The organism is Xanthobacter dioxanivorans (assembly GCF_016807805.1).
GTDB lineage: Bacteria > Pseudomonadota > Alphaproteobacteria > Rhizobiales > Xanthobacteraceae > Xanthobacter > Xanthobacter dioxanivorans.
This window is the reverse complement of the sequence record NZ_CP063362.1, coordinates 1,662,747-1,678,030: the sequence shown is the minus strand read 5'-3', so window position 1 is coordinate 1,678,030 and position 15,284 is coordinate 1,662,747. Positions and strand designations below refer to the sequence as shown.

The 15,284-nt window shown below is 71.1% G+C and carries 12 protein-coding genes and 1 pseudogene; 7 read left to right on the top strand and 6 right to left on the bottom strand.

Annotated elements, in window-relative coordinates; translation table 11 throughout:
• Positions 1-201: 201 nt before the first annotated feature.
• Complete coding sequence (locus EZH22_RS07930; RefSeq protein ID WP_203195139.1) at positions 202-1,167, top strand: SPFH domain-containing protein; 966 nt, start codon at positions 202-204, stop codon at positions 1,165-1,167.
• A gap of 4 nt (positions 1,168-1,171) precedes the next feature.
• Positions 1,172-1,627 (top strand): NfeD family protein, encoded by a 456-nt coding sequence (locus EZH22_RS07925; RefSeq protein ID WP_203195138.1) that lies wholly within the window; start codon positions 1,172-1,174, stop codon positions 1,625-1,627.
• Positions 1,628-1,636: 9 nt separating this feature from the next.
• On the opposite strand, the gene EZH22_RS07920 is transcribed toward EZH22_RS07925, so the two are convergent.
• The 4 genes and pseudogenes from EZH22_RS07920 to EZH22_RS07905 all read right to left on the bottom strand — a co-directional run bounded on the left by EZH22_RS07920 (position 1,637) and on the right by EZH22_RS07905 (position 8,915).
• Positions 1,637-4,258 carry a bifunctional diguanylate cyclase/phosphodiesterase gene (locus tag EZH22_RS07920; protein ID WP_203195137.1) on the bottom strand — a complete coding sequence of 874 codons (2,622 nt, stop codon included), beginning with the start codon at positions 4,256-4,258 and terminating at the stop codon, positions 1,637-1,639.
• Between the two features lie 518 nt (positions 4,259-4,776).
• Positions 4,777-7,434: a TIGR02302 family protein gene (locus EZH22_RS07915; RefSeq protein ID WP_203195136.1), complete on the bottom strand. Its 2,658-nt coding sequence runs from the start codon at positions 7,432-7,434 to the stop codon at positions 4,777-4,779.
• A gap of 177 nt (positions 7,435-7,611) precedes the next feature.
• Positions 7,612-8,388 carry an RluA family pseudouridine synthase gene (locus EZH22_RS07910; protein ID WP_203195135.1) on the bottom strand — a complete coding sequence of 259 codons (777 nt, stop codon included), beginning with the start codon at positions 8,386-8,388 and terminating at the stop codon, positions 7,612-7,614.
• Positions 8,348-8,915 (bottom strand): annotated as a pseudogene (locus EZH22_RS07905) (O-acetyl-ADP-ribose deacetylase). Before EZH22_RS07905 ends, EZH22_RS07910 begins: the two are co-directional and overlap by 41 nt.
• A gap of 110 nt (positions 8,916-9,025) precedes the next feature.
• On the opposite strand from EZH22_RS07905, the gene EZH22_RS07900 reads away from it, so the two are divergent.
• On the top strand, positions 9,026-9,550 hold the full coding sequence (locus EZH22_RS07900) for a hypothetical protein (protein WP_203195134.1): 525 nt from the start codon (positions 9,026-9,028) through the stop codon (positions 9,548-9,550).
• Between the two features lie 121 nt (positions 9,551-9,671).
• On the opposite strand, the gene EZH22_RS07895 is transcribed toward EZH22_RS07900, so the two are convergent.
• Together EZH22_RS07895 and EZH22_RS07890 are read right to left on the bottom strand one after the other, a co-directional pair.
• Positions 9,672-10,712, bottom strand: coding sequence for a patatin-like phospholipase family protein (locus tag EZH22_RS07895; RefSeq protein WP_203195133.1), 1,041 nt, complete (start codon positions 10,710-10,712; stop codon positions 9,672-9,674).
• A 25-nt stretch (positions 10,713-10,737) separates the two neighbouring features.
• Positions 10,738-11,520, bottom strand: coding sequence for a 3-hydroxybutyrate dehydrogenase (locus EZH22_RS07890; protein ID WP_203195132.1), 783 nt, complete (start codon positions 11,518-11,520; stop codon positions 10,738-10,740).
• A 203-nt stretch (positions 11,521-11,723) separates the two neighbouring features.
• Here EZH22_RS07890 and EZH22_RS07885 point away from each other — a divergent pair, with 203 nt between their 5' ends.
• The 4 genes from EZH22_RS07885 to EZH22_RS07870 all read left to right on the top strand — a co-directional run bounded on the left by EZH22_RS07885 (position 11,724) and on the right by EZH22_RS07870 (position 15,275).
• Complete coding sequence (locus tag EZH22_RS07885; protein WP_231711367.1) at positions 11,724-12,230, top strand: Fur family transcriptional regulator; 507 nt, start codon at positions 11,724-11,726, stop codon at positions 12,228-12,230.
• Between the two features lie 141 nt (positions 12,231-12,371).
• Positions 12,372-13,679: a flavodoxin-dependent (E)-4-hydroxy-3-methylbut-2-enyl-diphosphate synthase gene (gene ispG, locus EZH22_RS07880; RefSeq protein ID WP_203195131.1), complete on the top strand. Its 1,308-nt coding sequence runs from the start codon at positions 12,372-12,374 to the stop codon at positions 13,677-13,679.
• A 103-nt stretch (positions 13,680-13,782) separates the two neighbouring features.
• Positions 13,783-14,634, top strand: a complete 852-nt coding sequence (locus EZH22_RS07875; protein WP_203195130.1) for a DUF2076 domain-containing protein — start codon at positions 13,783-13,785, stop codon at positions 14,632-14,634.
• 275 nt (positions 14,635-14,909) lie between these two features.
• Positions 14,910-15,275, top strand: coding sequence for a helix-turn-helix domain-containing protein (locus tag EZH22_RS07870; protein ID WP_203195129.1), 366 nt, complete (start codon positions 14,910-14,912; stop codon positions 15,273-15,275).
• Positions 15,276-15,284 lie beyond the last annotated feature (9 nt).

The following is a 15,284-nucleotide window of genomic DNA, read 5'->3' as shown; positions in this document are numbered from 1 at the left end:
CGATCCGGGACGCGTGCGGTGCCGGACGTGAACACCGGTGGAACAAAGCCGGAGCGAATCGCTGGGGGGCTTTCGGCTGCGTTTTGTTCCCCCCCGACGCGCCCCGCCCTGCGCTTCCCGCCCTGCACTTCCCCTTGCCGTGCTCCCTTGCCCCATGCCCTTATGCCCCGCCGGCCACGGGGGCCGGATACGGGGGCATCCATGATCGAGATCGGCCCGAACCTCTTCGTCATCGTGCTGCTGGTGCTCGCCGTCGCGGTGGTCTTCTCCGGTGTGAAGACGGTGCCGCAGGGGTATCAGTATACGGTCGAGCGCTTCCGCCGCTACACCAAGACGCTCCAGCCCGGCCTCAACCTCATCGTCCCCTTCGTCGATCGCATCGGCAATCGGGTGAACGTGATGGAGCAGGTGCTCGACGTGCCGACCCAGGAGGTGATCACCAAGGACAACGCCACCGTCTCGGTGGATGGGGTGGCCTTCTTCCAGGTGTTCGACGCGGCGCGGGCCTCCTACGAGGTGGCCCGGCTCGACACCGCCATCCTGGCCCTGACCATGACCAACATCCGCACCGTCATGGGCTCCATGGACCTCGACCAGCTCCTGTCCCACCGCGACGAGATCAATGTCCGCCTGTTGCGCGTGGTGGACGCCGCCGCCTCGCCCTGGGGCATCAAGATCACCCGCGTGGAGATCAAGGGCATCGTGCCCCCGGCGGACCTGGTGAATGCCATGGGCCGGCAGATGAAGGCGGAGCGGGAGAAGCGGGCCATCATCCTGGAGGCGGAAGGCCAGAAGCAGGGCCAGATCCTCCAGGCCGAGGGCCGCCGCGAGGCCGCCTTCCGCGACGCGGAGGCGCGCGAGCGTCTCGCCGAGGCCGACGCCAAGGCGACCCAGATGCTGTCGGCGGCCGTGGCCACCGGCGATCCCGCCGCGCTCAATTATTATATCGCCGAAAAGTACGTGAAGGCGTTCGAGACCATGGGCGCCGCGCCCAACCAGAAGGTGGTGCTGATGCCCTATGAGGGCACGGCGCTCCTGTCCTCCCTCGCCGGCATCGGCGAGCTGGCCCGCAATGCCTTCGGCGGCGAGGGCCCGACGTCGCCGCGGCCACAGCGCCCGGCGGGCCGGCCGACCGTGCCCGTCACCGTGCCGCCGGCGCAGGGGTGAGGCGATGGTGATCTTCGAGCATCTGGGCCCCTGGGCCTGGTTCGTCCTCGGCGGCGTGCTGCTGGTGGCGGAGATCGCCGTGCCCGGCGCCTTCCTGCTGTGGCTCGGCATCGCCGCCCTGGCGACCGGCATCCTCGCTTACACCGTGGACCTCGGCTGGCAGAGCGAGGTGCTGGCCTTCGCCGCCCTCGCGGTGGCGGCGGTGCTGGTGGGCCGCAAGGTCTCCCCCGCGCCCGGCCATGCCTCGGACCGGCCGTTCCTCAACCGGCGGGCGGAAGGCTTCGTCGGGCGCGTCTTCACCCTGGAAAGCCCGATCCAGGGCGGGATCGGCCGGGTGCACATCGACGACACGGTCTGGCGCATCGAGGGGCCCGACCTCGCCGCTGGCACGGACGTGACGGTGGTGGCGATCGACGGGGCGGTGCTCAAGGTCGCGCCGGCACCGCCGCCGGCCGCCTGAAGGCCGCGCTCACAGCCGGCCCGAGCGCAGCGGCGCGTTGCCCTCGCGGGGCGCCGGCCGGCCGAACAGGAAGCCCTGCGCCTCGGTGTAGCCGCTGGCCACGATGGCGGCGAACTGCTCCTCGGTCTCCACCCCCTCGGCGGTGACGTGCATGCTGAAGGCGCGGCACAGATCGGTGAGCGCCCGCAGCACCGGTGGATTGTCCCGCGCCAGCTTGTGGATGAAGCTGCGGTCCACCTTCACCCGGTCGAAGGGGAAGCGCCGCAAATAGTCGAGCGACGAATAGCCCGTGCCGAAATCGTCCATGGCGATGCTCACCCCCAGCGCCTTCAAGGCGTGGAGGGTGGCGAGCACGCCTTCCGTGTCGCGCAGCAGGGTGGTCTCGGTAATTTCGAGCTCGAGCCGCTCCGGCGACAGGCCGCTGGCGCCGAGTGCCGAGGCGACCACCTTCACCAGGTCCGACCGGCGGCTGGTGAACTGGACGGCCGAGAGGTTCACCGCGATCCGGCCCTCCCCCGGATGGCGGGCGGCGGCGGTGCAGGCCTGGGCGAGCACCCATTCGCTGATCGGCTCAATGACCCCGATCTCCTCGGCCAGCGGGATGAACCGGTCGGGCGCGACGAGGCCACGCTCGGGATGGCGCCAGCGCAACAGCGCCTCATGCCCCACCACCTCCCTCTCGGGCACGCTGACCACCGGCTGATAGAAGATCTCGAACTCGCCGGCCACAGCGGCGCGGCGCAATTCCACCTCCAGCGTCCGGCGGTGCTGCATGGCGACCTTCATCTCCGGCTCGAACAGCCGGTAGTGGCCCCGCCCCTCCTCCTTGGTGCGGTAGAGGGCGAGGTCCGCGCATTTCAGCACGTCGTCGGGCTCCCGGCCGTCGTGCGGAAGCAGGGCGATGCCGATGGTGACGCCCACCACCACCTGCTGTCCGTCCACGTGGAACGGCACATCGAGCACGCCGATGAGCCGCTGCGCCAAGGCGATGGCGGCGGCGGGCTGGGTGCCGCCGCACTGCAGGATGCCGAATTCGTCGCCGCCGATGCGGGCGATCACGTCGCCGGTGGCGATCGTATCCCTAAGTTTCAGGCCGACCTGCTGGAGCAGCCGGTCGCCGGCGCTGTGGCCGAGCGTATCGTTGATGGTCTTGAAATGATCGAGATCGAGCAGCAGTACCGCAAAGGTCGTGCCGTTGCCGCCCTCCACCGCCGCCTGCTCGAGGCGTTTGCGGAACAATACGCGGTTGGGCAGGCTGGTCAGCTCGTCGTTGAGCGCCATGCGCGACAGGAGGGTGGCGATGCGGCGTTGGTCGGTCACGTCCTCATGGGTCGCAACCCACCCGCCGCCGGGAAGATTCTGGTGCTTGATGACGAAGGTGCGGCCGTCCACGAGGTTCACGGCGGTCTCGGGCGGCGACGGCTCCCCCTTGGTGATCCGCTCCCGCCAGGCGAGATATTCGGTGGCGGGCATGTTCGGGGCGACGCCCGCCTCCTCCCTCAGGGCGACGACCTCGGCCAGGGTCATGCCCGGCCGGAGCTGCTCCGGCGGAATGCGGTAGAGTTCCGCGTAGCGCGCATTGAAGACGACGAGGCGGCCCTCCGCGTCGTAGCAGCACAACCCCTGCGGCATGGCCTGGATGGCGATCTCGAAGCGCAGTTGAACGAGCTCGCGTTGATCCTCCAGCCGCTGGTGCGCCCGGGCGAGGGCGAGATGCCCCTCCGCCAGCCGGCCGGCCTCGCGCGCTTCGCGCAGGTTGCGCAGGCTCCGCGCATGGCGCGCGGAAAGCACCACCAGTGCGAGCGACGAGAGGACCAGCAGCGCCGCGCCGGCGAGAATCAGCCAGGCCTGCGACCACCAGGGGGTATTGTCGAGGCCGGTGCTGACCACGGCGACGGCCGGGACCGTGGGCAGCCGGCGCAAGGCCACCAGGCGATCGGCCGCATCCACGAGCCCTGGCGCGTGGGCGTAGCCCTCGACCTGCAGGAGGTTCCATTCCCGCGGCACCCTGCGCCCGACCACGCCGTCCACATGGGGGAAGCGGGCAAGCACCGTCCCGTCGGCGGTGGCGAGGGCGACCGCATCGCCGTCGCGCAGGGCGAACCGCGCGAGCAGGGTCTCGGTCGCGCTCTCGTCCATCACCACGATCGACGCGCCGATGAGGCCGCCTTCGGCACCGAAGACGGCCCGGACCAGGCCGAAGACCACGCGGCCGTCGGACGCGGTGCGGATCGGCGCGGTGAGGAAGGGACGGCCGGGCCGGAGGTCGGCGAAGGGCACCGCCGCGATCACTCCGGCCGCCGCCTCCCCGGCCCGGGTGGCAACGAGAAGATGCCCGGCGCCATCGACGATGATGAGGCCGGCGACGGTGGGCACGGCGGCGGCCATCCGCTCGAGGTGGCCGCCTTCCAGCCCCCGCGCCGCACTCGCGAATGCGTCCGCCGTGAGGTGGGCGCCGACGATCTCGCCGATGAGCGCGCCCTGGAAGGCGCCCACGGCGGCGAAGGTGTCGTCGGCATATCGGGTGAAGAGGTCCGCCATCCGCGCGACCACGGCTCCGGACTGCGCGACGGCGCGCGCGTGCAGCTGCCCGGCGATGAAGGCCACGAGGGCCGTGATCAGGATGAACACGGTCGCGGCCGCGCCAATCAGCCAGGACCGGGCGCCGCCAGGGCCGGCGACGACGCCTTTCCCTCGCCCCGAATCGGTTCGGTCCGGTTCGACAGAAAGCAGGTCCTCGGACATCTCTTCCCCCGGTCGGCGCGAGCATAGTGGATCGCGGCCGGCGCTGCGACAGCAGCGCTCACGCTTGTCCGGAAAAGGTTACCACAGGCTGTCTGAGGAACCGGGCGACGGCGCTCATCCACAGGGCACGCGCGCGATCCGGGCAAATGGAGCCTGATTGCTTGGCGAATCGCCCCCTAACTCCTCGTTAAAAAACGCGTTTCCAACCCGCTTGCACCGCAGGCGGTCGACACGGGCGCCGGCGCGTTTTCCTTACGCGAACCAGACTCCCCTTCGCTCGAAAGCGCCCTGCCGCCCGGCCGCACGCGGCTTGGCGTCCCGGTGTCCGACCCCGGGCGCTTGCAGGGCTGTGACCGGCTGCGGCCTCGCGACGGGTGGGCGGGATCGCCCGGCCGAAACCGGGCTCAGAGGCCCTGCAGCAGCCGCTCGAGATAATCGAGCTCGAGCTGCGGCCGGTCCGGCTGCTCCAGCCGGCGGCGCAGCTCCTCCAGCACGCGGCGGGCGCGCTGCGCATCCACCTCGTCCGGCACCTTCACGGTGAAGTCGTCGCCGTAATCCTGGTTGCGCAGCGGACGGCCGAGGGGATCGGTGCGCTGCGCCGTCTCCTCTCCCGGCCCGCCCGGTCCTGGACCACCGTCATTGCCGCGCTGGGCTTCGGCGAGGGACTGCGCGCCCTGGCGCATGGACTGGAGGGCGCGGCCCTCGGCGTCGAGGGCACCCTGCCCGTCGCCGCGCCCGAGCGCCTCCTCGGCGTCGCGCATGGCCTGCTCGGCGCGGCCGAGGGCGTCCCCGGCGCGGCCCATGGGATCGCCACCGGGCTGCCCGCCTTCGCCATTCTCGCCCTGCTGCTGGCCGGGCTGCATGCGGCGCAGGTCGTCGAGCATGCGGCCGAGCCGGCGGCGCAGCTCCTGCTGGCCCTGCTGGAGCTCGCCGAAGCCGTTCTCGCCCTGCTGGCCTTCGCCTTGCTGGCCCTGCTGGCCCTGCTGGCCACGTTGCCCCTGCTGCCCCTGCTGTCCTTGTTGGCCCTGCTGCCCCTGGCGACCCTGGCGATAGGTGCGGTCGCGCAGCTGCTGCTGTTCCTGGATCATCTTGCCCAGCTCGCCCTGCTGGCCCTGCTGGCGCCCCGCCTGGCGGCCGCCGGGACGCATGTTCTCCATCATGGCCTGCAGCTGGTCGAGCAGCTGGCGCGCGGCGTCGCGGTTGCCGGAGCGGGCGAGATTCTCGATCTGGTCCATCATCCGCTGGATGTCCTGCGGGCGCACGATGCGCGCCTGCGGATCGAGCGGACGGTCGTTGCCCGGATCGCGGCGCGCCTGCTCGGCCAGCTGGCGCATCATCTTGTCCATGGCGGCGCGCAGGTCCTGGGTGAGGCGCTTGATCTCCTCGTCGCTGGCGCCCCGCTCCAGCGCCTCGCGCAGGGCTTCCTGCGCCGCGCGCAGGTCGCGCTCGGCCTCGGTGAGGGTGCCGTCCTCGATGCGCACCGCGATGTCCCACAGATAGTCGAGGAGCGAACGCAGCTCGTCGTCGGTGCGGGCGATCTTGGCGCGCATCAGCGCCGTGCGCAGGCCGAGATACTGGCCGGCGGGCAGCGAAACCTGCTGCGGGGCGAAGGTCAGGGCCTCCAGCGCCCGCACCAGGCGGGGCCGGTTGTTCACGTCAAGCGCGAGCCGCCGCCGCTCGTCGATGAGCGCCCGCGCCATGGGCTTGGTGAAGGTGCGGGCCGGCAGCCGCACCGTCTTGGTCTCGCTCCTGGCCGCGTTGCCGGCCTCGTCGCGGGCCACCAGCGTCACGTCGACCTTCGCCCCCGCCCACGGGTGGGCGACGAGATCCTTGGTGGTCTGGGCGGCGCCGGTGCGCCCGCCCGGCGGCAGCGCCAGCTTGAAGTTGGGCGGCGGCACCAGGGGCTGGGCCGCCTTGCGCGGCTCGGCGCCCGGCCGGGGGAATACAGGCGGGTCCGCCGGCGCGGCCGCGAAGGTCGCCTCGGCGTCCTTCACGCCGTAGTCGTCCTCCACCTTGTAGGCGAGGACGAGCACGTTGCGCGCGCCGGTCTGCGGCTCCTTGGCGAAGGCGATGGACGGCTTCAGGTCCGGCACCGCCTTGAAGCGCCAGGAGAGACGCCGCTGGTCCGGGCTGAGGAACGAGACGTCCGCGTCGCCGCGGATGACATAGCGCTGCTCGCCCGGCGCAAGGGTCGCGGGCGGCACCTTCGCGGCGGTCGCCGTCTCACCTTCGGCCCCCGCGCCCTCCGCCTTCTCCTCGTTCACCTTCTCCTGCGCGATACCGCCCTCCAGCTTGAGGGCGGAGGTGTCGATGCCGGCCCCGCGCACCACCAGCACGCTGCCGGCGGGCACCTGGAGCGCGGCCGCGTTGAGGGAGGTCGGCTCGTCCGAGCGCAGGCCCGGCAGCACGATGGGCGGGCGGCCCGTATAGCCCGGCGGGTCCACCCAGGCATCGAGGCGATAGGGCGCGGGCGGGGTCAGCGCATGCCAGTCGAAGGCGGCCCGCAGGCGGGACAGGTGCTCGCCGGGTGCCATGAAGAAGGTGGCGAAGAGCGCCAGAACGGCGATGGCGCGGAAGGCGCGCGGGTCGCGGCGGGCGAGGCCCGGCTCGGGTGCGCCGGCCTTGAGCACGCGCGCCGCTGCCAGCGCCCGCGAAAGGTGCGCGCGCCAGAGCGCGGCGCCCACCGGGTCGTCGGGACGGGTGGCGAGGCTGTCGGAGATGGCGGTGGCAGGACGATGGGCGGCGGCGCTGTGGCGATCGAGCCGTGCCACGGCCTCTTCCCGGCTCGGCCAGCGCAAGGCGAAAAGCGGTCGCGCGGCGAAGGCGAACAGCAGCGCGAAGGCGCCGACCCCCGCGATCTTCAGCAGCGCCGGCAGCACCAGCCACAGGCCGGCGAACGAGACCGCGAGGAAGGCCGCGAGCACCACGCCAGCCTGCACGAAAGCAGGCCACGCGCGTTCCCAGAACACGGCGAGGCTGGCCCGGCCGGTGGCGCGCGCCAGGAGCAGGCGGGCGTCGTCTTCCGGCGGACGCGGGAGCTTCCTGTCGCGAGATGCGCTCACATCATTCCCTTTCTCCGCGCGCTCGGGGCCTCCACCGCCCTGTAAGAGGCCGGCACATGGGCATCCGCTGCGCGCGCCGATGGCGGCGAAAGATCAGCTTAGCACGTAGCAAGGAGCGGGCCAGCGCACCCGGTCACACCCGCGCTTCACATCCCGGTCAGGCGGTCCGCCCACGCCTCAGGTCTTCCCGTCCGGGCGAAAGGCATCGGCGGCGCGACCGACGTCCTCCGGCGAAAGATCGAGATGCGCCAGCGTCTCGCACATATGCGGCGGCAAAGGGGCGCTCACGTCCACCGGCGGCCCGTTGCGCGCCAGGGGCACCACGACGCGCCGCGAATGCAGGTGCAGCCTCGGTCCGCCCGGCAGGCGCGAGGCCCCGCCATAGATGGCATCGCCGAGGATCGGGTGGCCGAGGGTGGACAGGTGCGCCCGCAGCTGGTGGGTGCGGCCGGTGAGCGGCGACAGCGCCAGCACGGCGAAGCCGCCGGCGCGGTGGAGCACGCGGTAGTCGGTAATCGCCTCCTGGGCCCCCGGCGTGCCCTTCGGCACCGCCTGCATCCACCAGCCGCGCTGGGGGGAGCGCTTGGCCAAGGGCTGGTCGATGCGGCCTTCATCCTGCGCCGGCGCCCCGTGGGTGAGCGCCACGTAGGTCTTGCCCACCACCCCGCTGGCAAACAGCTTTCCGAGCAGGGCCAGGGCCTTCGGGTGCCGGCCGAGCACCAGGCAGCCGGAGGTGTCCTTGTCGAGCCGGTGCGCCAGCTCCGGCGCCCGCGGCAGGCCGAAGCGCAGGGCGTCGAGATGGTCGGCGAGGGTCTCGCCACCCTTGGGGCCCGCATGCACCGGGAGGCCGCAAGGCTTGTCGATGATGAGCATCATGCCGTCGCGGTGGAGGATCGGCAGATCCGGCGCGGGCTCAATTGGACGGGACAATGCCGTGGGCACGGAAGGCGTCATGGTGCAGGTCGGCGGCCTCAGCTGAGAAGCAGCAGAACACCACGCGGGTGACGCTGCCGGGAACCGCAAGATGCGCGAGGACGCTTTCCACCGCCAGTGGCGCGGCCCGATCCGCCGGAAAGCCATAGATGCCGGTGGAGATAGCGGGAAAGGCGATGGAGGCGAGGCCGGCCTCGTCGGCCAGCCTGAGGCTCTCGCGATAGCAGGAGACGAGCAGCGCATCCTCGCCGAAGCCGCCGCCGCGCCAGACCGGTCCCACCGTGTGGATCACATGGCGGGCCGGCAGGCGGAAGCCGGGGGTGAGGCGCGCCTCCCCCGTTGGGCAACCGCCGAGGGCGCGGCAATAAGCGAGCAGCTCCGGCCCCGCCGCCCGGTGAATGGCCCCGTCCACGCCGCCTCCGCCCAGCAGCGCTGGCATTGGCGGCGTTCACGATGGCGTCAACCGCGAGGCCGGTGATGTCCGCTCGCAGAATCTCCAGGCGCGCGGGGCGCGGAGCGTGCACAAGGGGTATCGAAGGATCGGACATGGCCGCCGCTCGCCGGATGTGCCTGGGGATGCGTGCCCCAGGCGTCGCAAGATCTTCATATTTCCAAGGCGTAGCCATGACCTTCGATAAAAAAGGGGAGGAGCTCGACCATGGCGCATACACGCAAGACGGAACGCCGCCTGCTGGACGACACCGAGATGGAGTTCGTCGACAAGGCCCGCCATCCCGCGCTCGCGGAGCTGTCGGACGATGACCTTCACGGCCTCGTCACTCGCCTGCGCGAACGGCGCGAGCGGGCCCTCACCATCGCCAACAACCAGCGCCGGGCCTTGCGCGGCAAGGGCGGGCGCGGCGAGGTGACGTTCGAGAAGGCGGATTCGGGCAACCGCCAGAAGGCCGCCGTGCTGACCGACGCGCTCACCCGCGCCCGGCGCGAGCTGACCCGTCGCAAGGACGAGGCGGCGCGGGCGGAGCTGATGGCGAACGCCCACCGCGCGCTGGAGCTGAAGCGCGATTCCAAGCGGGCCAAGCGCCCCGCCAACCTGCCGCGGCCGAACCAGGGCATGCGGTCCAAGGCGCGGACGCGGATCGACCCCATCGGCGCGGCGGGCGAGGCCGGGCGGGTCACCAAGTTCGTGGCGATGGCGCAGGCGCGCAAGGATTCGCGCGGCTAGGACCGATCGACGCGCAATTCGATCGGGCGACCACTGGGAGGGCCGGGTCTGCCCCGGCCCTCCACGCCCCCGGCTTTCGATACACTCTCGACCACGCCCGGCAGGCGGGCTCAAGCCCGCCTCAGTCCGCCAGTTCCAGCTTGAGATCCAGCGTCGAGCGGCGGCCGATATCGTCGAAGTGCGCTTCGAGGAAGCCATCCGCCGCGGAGCGGCCAAGATCGCGCAGGTGCTGGAGGAAGGACCATTCGGCATTCATCTTCGAGGTGGCATCCAGGGCCACCAGCTGGTCCGCCCCGCCGATGCGGTGGAGCCGCACCCGGCGGAAGCTCGACCCACCCAGCGTCCAGCGGGTGAGAAGCCCCTGCTCGATGAGCTTCGTCGCATGGTCGATGGCGCGCAGCTGGGACAGCAGGGAGGCGTTGAAGGTGATCTCGTTGATCCGGTTCTGGATCTCGGAGGCGGTGCGCGGCGTGGTCTCGCGCGCCACCGGATTGATCTGGACCAGGAGGATGTCGTCCGCGTCCGCCTGCTCATAGAGCGGAAACAGCGGCGGGTTGCCCATGTAGCCGCCGTCCCAGTAGGGCACGCCGTCGATCTCCACCGCCTGGAACAGGAACGGCAGGCAGGCGGAGGCCATCACCGCGTCGGCGGTCATCTCCTCGCGGCCGAAGATGCGCGCCCGCCCGGTGTGCACGTTGGTGGCGGAGATGAAGACCTTCACCTTCGACTGGCGCAGGGCCTCGAAATCCACGTGCGCTTCCAGGATCTCGCGCAGGGGATTGATGTTGAGCGGGTTGAAGTCGTAGGGCGAGAAGAAGCGCGAGGCCACTTCGAAGGCGAGATAGGCCGGGTTGCGCGCCAGGGACCAGTTGCCCATCAGCCGGTCGAACGCCGTGCGCTGGAGCGGCGACATCCGCCCGTCGCGGGAAACGTCGCGCCAGAACTGGGTCAGGGCATGGCGCGCCTCTTCCGGGTCGCCCTTGGCGAGGCCGGCGGCCAGCACCACCGCGTTCATGGCGCCGGCGCTGGTGCCGGTGATGCCGGCAATGGCAATCCGCTCGTCCTGCAGGAGACGGTCGAGCACGCCCCAGGTGAAGGCGCCATGGGCGCCTCCCCCTTGCAGGGCCAGGCTCAACGGCTTCACGCCCTCGCGCCGGCTCACGACCGTCGTCCCGACGGGCCGGCGCTCACTCGGCGACCCAGCCGCCGTCGATCTGCTGCAGGGACCCGGTGATGGAGCGGGCATTGTCGGAGGCGAGGAACACGGCGAGGGCCGCAACCTCTTCCACCGTCACGAACTCCTTGGTGGGCTGGGCGGCGAGCAGCACGTCCTTCTTCACCTGCTCCTCGGTCATGCCGCGGGCCTTGGCGGTATCGGGGATCTGCTTCTCGACGAGAGGCGTCCACACATAGCCGGGGCAGATGGCGTTGACCGTGATGCCGAACTGCGCCGTTTCCAGCGCCGCCGTCTTGGTCAGGCCGGCGATGCCGTGCTTGGCCGACACGTAGGCGGACTTGAACGGCGAGGCGACCAGCGCATGGGCCGAGGCGGTGCTGATGATGCGGCCCCATTTGCGCGCCTTCATGCCGGGAATGGCCGCGCGCATGGCGAAGAAGGCCGCCGACAGGTTGATGGCGATGATGGTGTTCCAGGTGTCGATCGGGAATTCCTCGATCGGCGCCACGTGCTGGATGCCGGCATTGTTCACCAGGATGTCGCAGGCGCCGAGCTCGGTCTCGGCCAGCTTCACCATGTCGGCGATCTCGTCCGCCTTCAGCATGTTGGCCGGCGAATAGAGCGCCTTCACGCCGAACTCGGTCTCGATGGCGGAGCGCTCCTTCTCGATGGCGGCGGCGTCACCGAGGCCGTTGAGGACGACGTTGGCGCCCTCCTTGGCGAAGGCGCGGGCATAAGCGAGCCCGATCCCGCTGGTGGACCCGGTGACGACGGCGACCTTCCCCTTGAGCATGGCTGTTCCCCAAAAAGGCGCGGCGTGGCCCCGGCCCGACGCCGGAGCTCACGATGTAGCGGAGCGGTGTGACGATGCTGTCACGCGCACAGGTGATCCTGCGGGCGGCAGATTGCAACGCTCCTTTCCGCGGTGCAACGCATGTGGCGGCGCCATCGGCGCACGGATGGCGGGATCGCACGACATGCACTAGATTTACGGGCGTGAGCGATCCCGTGCCTTCCCTTCTCGACCATGATCACGGCCAATGCGTGGCCGGTGCCATGGCGCGCGTGGAGCAGTGCTGCGCCGAAAGGGGCCTGCGCCTCACGCCGCTCCGCCGCAGCGTGATGAAGGCCCTGGCCGAGAGCCATGCGCCGGTGGGCGCCTACGACATCGTCCAGCGCCTCACGGCCGCGGGCGAGCCGACGCCGCCTATGTCGGTGTATCGGGTGCTCGACTTCCTCGTGGCGGAGGGCCTCGCCCACCGCATCGAGAGCCGCAACGCCTATCTCGCCTGCACCCATCCCCACGAAGCGGGCGAGGTGGTGATCTTCCTCATCTGCGAGCGCTGCAGCGACACCAAGGAGGTGGCCTCCCACGCCATCGGGCGGGACCTCGCCTGGGCGGCGCGGGCGGCGGGCTTCGAGCCGCGCCAGAGGGTGCTGGAGGTGGCCGGGAGCTGCGCCCGGTGCCGCGAGGCGGACGCCGCGCCGGCCGGCGCGGGTTGACGCTCGCCGCGCCCCGGCCTAACTCGAATGCGCCCGCGCGGCGCCGGGGGCGTATCGATGGGACGTATCGATGGCCGGGGACGATCCCCCCACGCCGCAGCTGAAATGCCCGAGGACGCAGTGCCCGAGGATGCGAAATTCATGACCAGCCCCGTGCCCGTGGTTCCCGCCGAGCTTCTCCAGGCCGGTCCCGCGCCGCGCCGCGACACCGTGGGCGTGCCGGTGGGCGGGGTCATGGTCGGCGGCGGCGCGCCGGTGGTGGTCCAGTCCATGACCAATACCGACACCGCCGACATCGCCGGCACCGTCCGCCAGGTGGCGGCCCTCGCCCGCGCGGGCTCCGAGCTGGTGCGCATCACCGTCGACCGCGACGAGGCCGCCGCCGCCGTGCCGCACATCAAGGAGAAGCTGCTGGCCCAGGGCCTCGACGTGCCGCTGGTGGGCGACTTCCATTATATCGGCCACACCCTGCTCGCCGATCATCCGGCCTGCGCGCAGGCCCTCGACAAATACCGAATCAATCCGGGCAACGTGGGCTTTGGCGACAAGAAGGACCGGCAGTTCGCCGCCATCGTGGAAACCGCCATACGCCACGACAAGCCGGTGCGCATCGGCGCCAACTGGGGCTCCCTCGACGGCGAGCTCCTCACCCGCCTCATGGACGAGAATGCCCGCCTGCCGAACCCGGCCGAGGCGCGGGCGGTGACCCGCGAAGCGCTGGTCCGCTCGGCCCTGCTGTCGGCGGCGCTGGCGGAGGAGATCGGGCTCGGCCGCAACCGCATCATCCTCTCCGCCAAGGTCTCGGCGGTGCAGGACCTGGTGGCGGTCTATGGCGAGCTGGCGCGCCGCTCGGACTATGCGCTGCATCTCGGCCTCACCGAGGCGGGCATGGGCTCGAAGGGCATCGTCGCCTCCACCGCCGCCATGGGCGTGGTGCTGCAGCAGGGCATCGGCGACACCATCCGCGTGTCGCTGACCCCCGAGCCCAACGGCGACCGCACCCGCGAGGTGCAGGTGGCGCAGGAGATCCTGCAGACCATGGGCCTGCGCACCTTCGTGCCGCTGGTGGCGGCGTGTCCCGGGTGCGGGCGCACCACCTCCACCGTGTTCCAGGAGCTGGCGCAGAGCGTGCAGGACATGATCCGCACCCGCATGCCGGTGTGGAAGGCGAAGTATCCCGGCGTCGAGACCCTGAACGTGGCGGTCATGGGCTGCATCGTGAACGGACCGGGCGAGAGCAAGCACGCCGACATCGGCATCTCCCTGCCCGGCACCGGCGAGACCCCCTCCGCCCCGGTCTTCATCGACGGCAAAAAGGCCGCCACCCTGCGCGGCGCCAACATCCAGGACGAGTTCCGCCAGCTGGTGGAAGCCTATGTGGAGCGGCGCTTCGGCATTCCCGGGCAAGCCCCGGCAGCCGGGCGCTCTCCGGCCGACGCCGCGGAGTAGCGCGCCCGGCTACCGCTGCGTTACCAAAATTTCATCCGGGGCGCCCTTCCTCCGTCACGGACGGCTGCTCATATGCTCGGTGGTCCAACCACCGGAGACGGATATGACCCCCGAGGAACGTGCCCTGATCGACGGCCTGTTCGACCGCATGCGCGGTGTCGCGAACCAGCCGCGTGACCCGGAGGCCGAAGCGCTGATTGCGCGCCGCGTCGCCGAGTCCCCCCATGCCACCTATGCCCTCGCCCAGAGCGTGATCGTGCAGGAGCACGCGCTGCAGCAGACCTATGCCCACATCCAGGAGCTGGAAGCCCAGCTTCAGGATGCCGAGGCCCGCGCGGCGGAGGCCCAGTCGCGCCCTTCCGGCGGCTTCCTCGGCGGATTGTTCGGTGGCGGCAGCGCCCGCCCCTCCGTTCCCTCCACCGGCGGCCGGAGCGCGGGCGAACCCATGGGCCTGCCCCAGGGCTATGGCCAGCAGGGCTACGCGCAGCAGGGTGGCGGCTACCCGCCAGGCCAGCAGGGGTATCCCCAGCAGGGCTATGGCCAGCAGGGCGGCTATCCGCCTCAGCAGGGCGGACCCTGGGCTCAGCAGCAGCCCCCGCAGCAGCGCGGTTTCGGCGGCGGCGGATTTCTCCAGGGCGCCCTCGCCACGGCGGCGGGCGTTGCCGGCGGCGCGCTTCTGTTCGACGGCATCAAGGGCATGATGACCGGCGGCGGTGGAGCGCTCGCCCAGCATGCGGCCGCCGAATACGGCAAGCCGGCCGCCGAGCCGGCCAGCGGGAATCTCGGCCAGGATGCCCAGACCGCCCTGGGCGGCGATGCCCCCCAGGATCAGGGGCAGGATGGCGGCAATTTCTGGAATGCCGATCCGCAGAGCACCGATCCGCAGGAGGCCTCCTTCGACGACGGCGGCGATTGGGGCGGTGACGACGGGTCCGACGACAGCTCCTGGACCTGAAGTCCCGGCGAAATCGAGCCAGAAAGACGCGAACGGCGGTGCATCGCACCGCCGTTTTTCTTTGCGTGCGGAATGATCCGTCCCGTCGATCGAACCGGTGGGGCGCTGCTGCGGCGCCGGCTTCCGTTCCTTTCGCCGGTATTCTACCCTCGGGCGCTCGGAGCGGGATCAAGGGGGGCGAATCCCCCCTGCAGAACCCTGTGCCTCCAGGCTCGAAGAAGGTGCCCGCGCCGGACGGCGGCGGCAGGAAGGCCGGCCATGACACCCTTGGGAACATGACGCCGTTCGGAAGCCGGGTGCGCGACCTGCGCGCCCAACGCGGCGTGACCCTCACCGAAATGGCGCGCGCCATCGGGGTCACGCCCACTTATCTCTCGGCGCTGGAGACCGGCAAGCGCGGCAAGCCCACCTGGGCGCTGGTGCAGCGCATCATTGCCTATTTCAACGTGATCTGGGACGAGGCGGAGGATCTCCAGCGCCTCGCCGAACTGTCCCGGCCGCGGGTGGTGGTGGACACCGCGGACCTGAGCCCACAGGCTACGGAGCTTGCCAACCTCATTGCCCGGGAGATCCGCCACCTGCCGCCGGAGGCGGTGGCGGAGCTGCTCGGCCGGCTCAAGATCCTGCGCAAGCGGGCCTGAGCCGACGGG

Bases quoted from the DNA above. Each gene is read 5' to 3' on its own strand.
- EZH22_RS07925 (WP_203195138.1), top strand. From the start codon at position 1,172: ATGGTGATCTTCGAGCATCTGGGCCCCTGGGCCTGGTTCGTCCTCGGC.
- EZH22_RS07875 (WP_203195130.1), top strand. From the start codon at position 13,783: ATGACCCCCGAGGAACGTGCCCTGATCGACGGCCTGTTCGACCGCATG.
- EZH22_RS07930 (WP_203195139.1), top strand. From the start codon at position 202: ATGATCGAGATCGGCCCGAACCTCTTCGTCATCGTGCTGCTGGTGCTC.
- EZH22_RS07890 (WP_203195132.1), bottom strand. From the start codon at position 11,520: ATGCTCAAGGGGAAGGTCGCCGTCGTCACCGGGTCCACCAGCGGGATC.
- EZH22_RS07910 (WP_203195135.1), bottom strand. From the start codon at position 8,388: ATGACGCCTTCCGTGCCCACGGCATTGTCCCGTCCAATTGAGCCCGCG.
- ispG (WP_203195131.1), top strand. From the start codon at position 12,372: ATGACCAGCCCCGTGCCCGTGGTTCCCGCCGAGCTTCTCCAGGCCGGT.
- EZH22_RS07900 (WP_203195134.1), top strand. From the start codon at position 9,026: ATGGCGCATACACGCAAGACGGAACGCCGCCTGCTGGACGACACCGAG.
- EZH22_RS07870 (WP_203195129.1), top strand. From the start codon at position 14,910: ATGACGCCGTTCGGAAGCCGGGTGCGCGACCTGCGCGCCCAACGCGGC.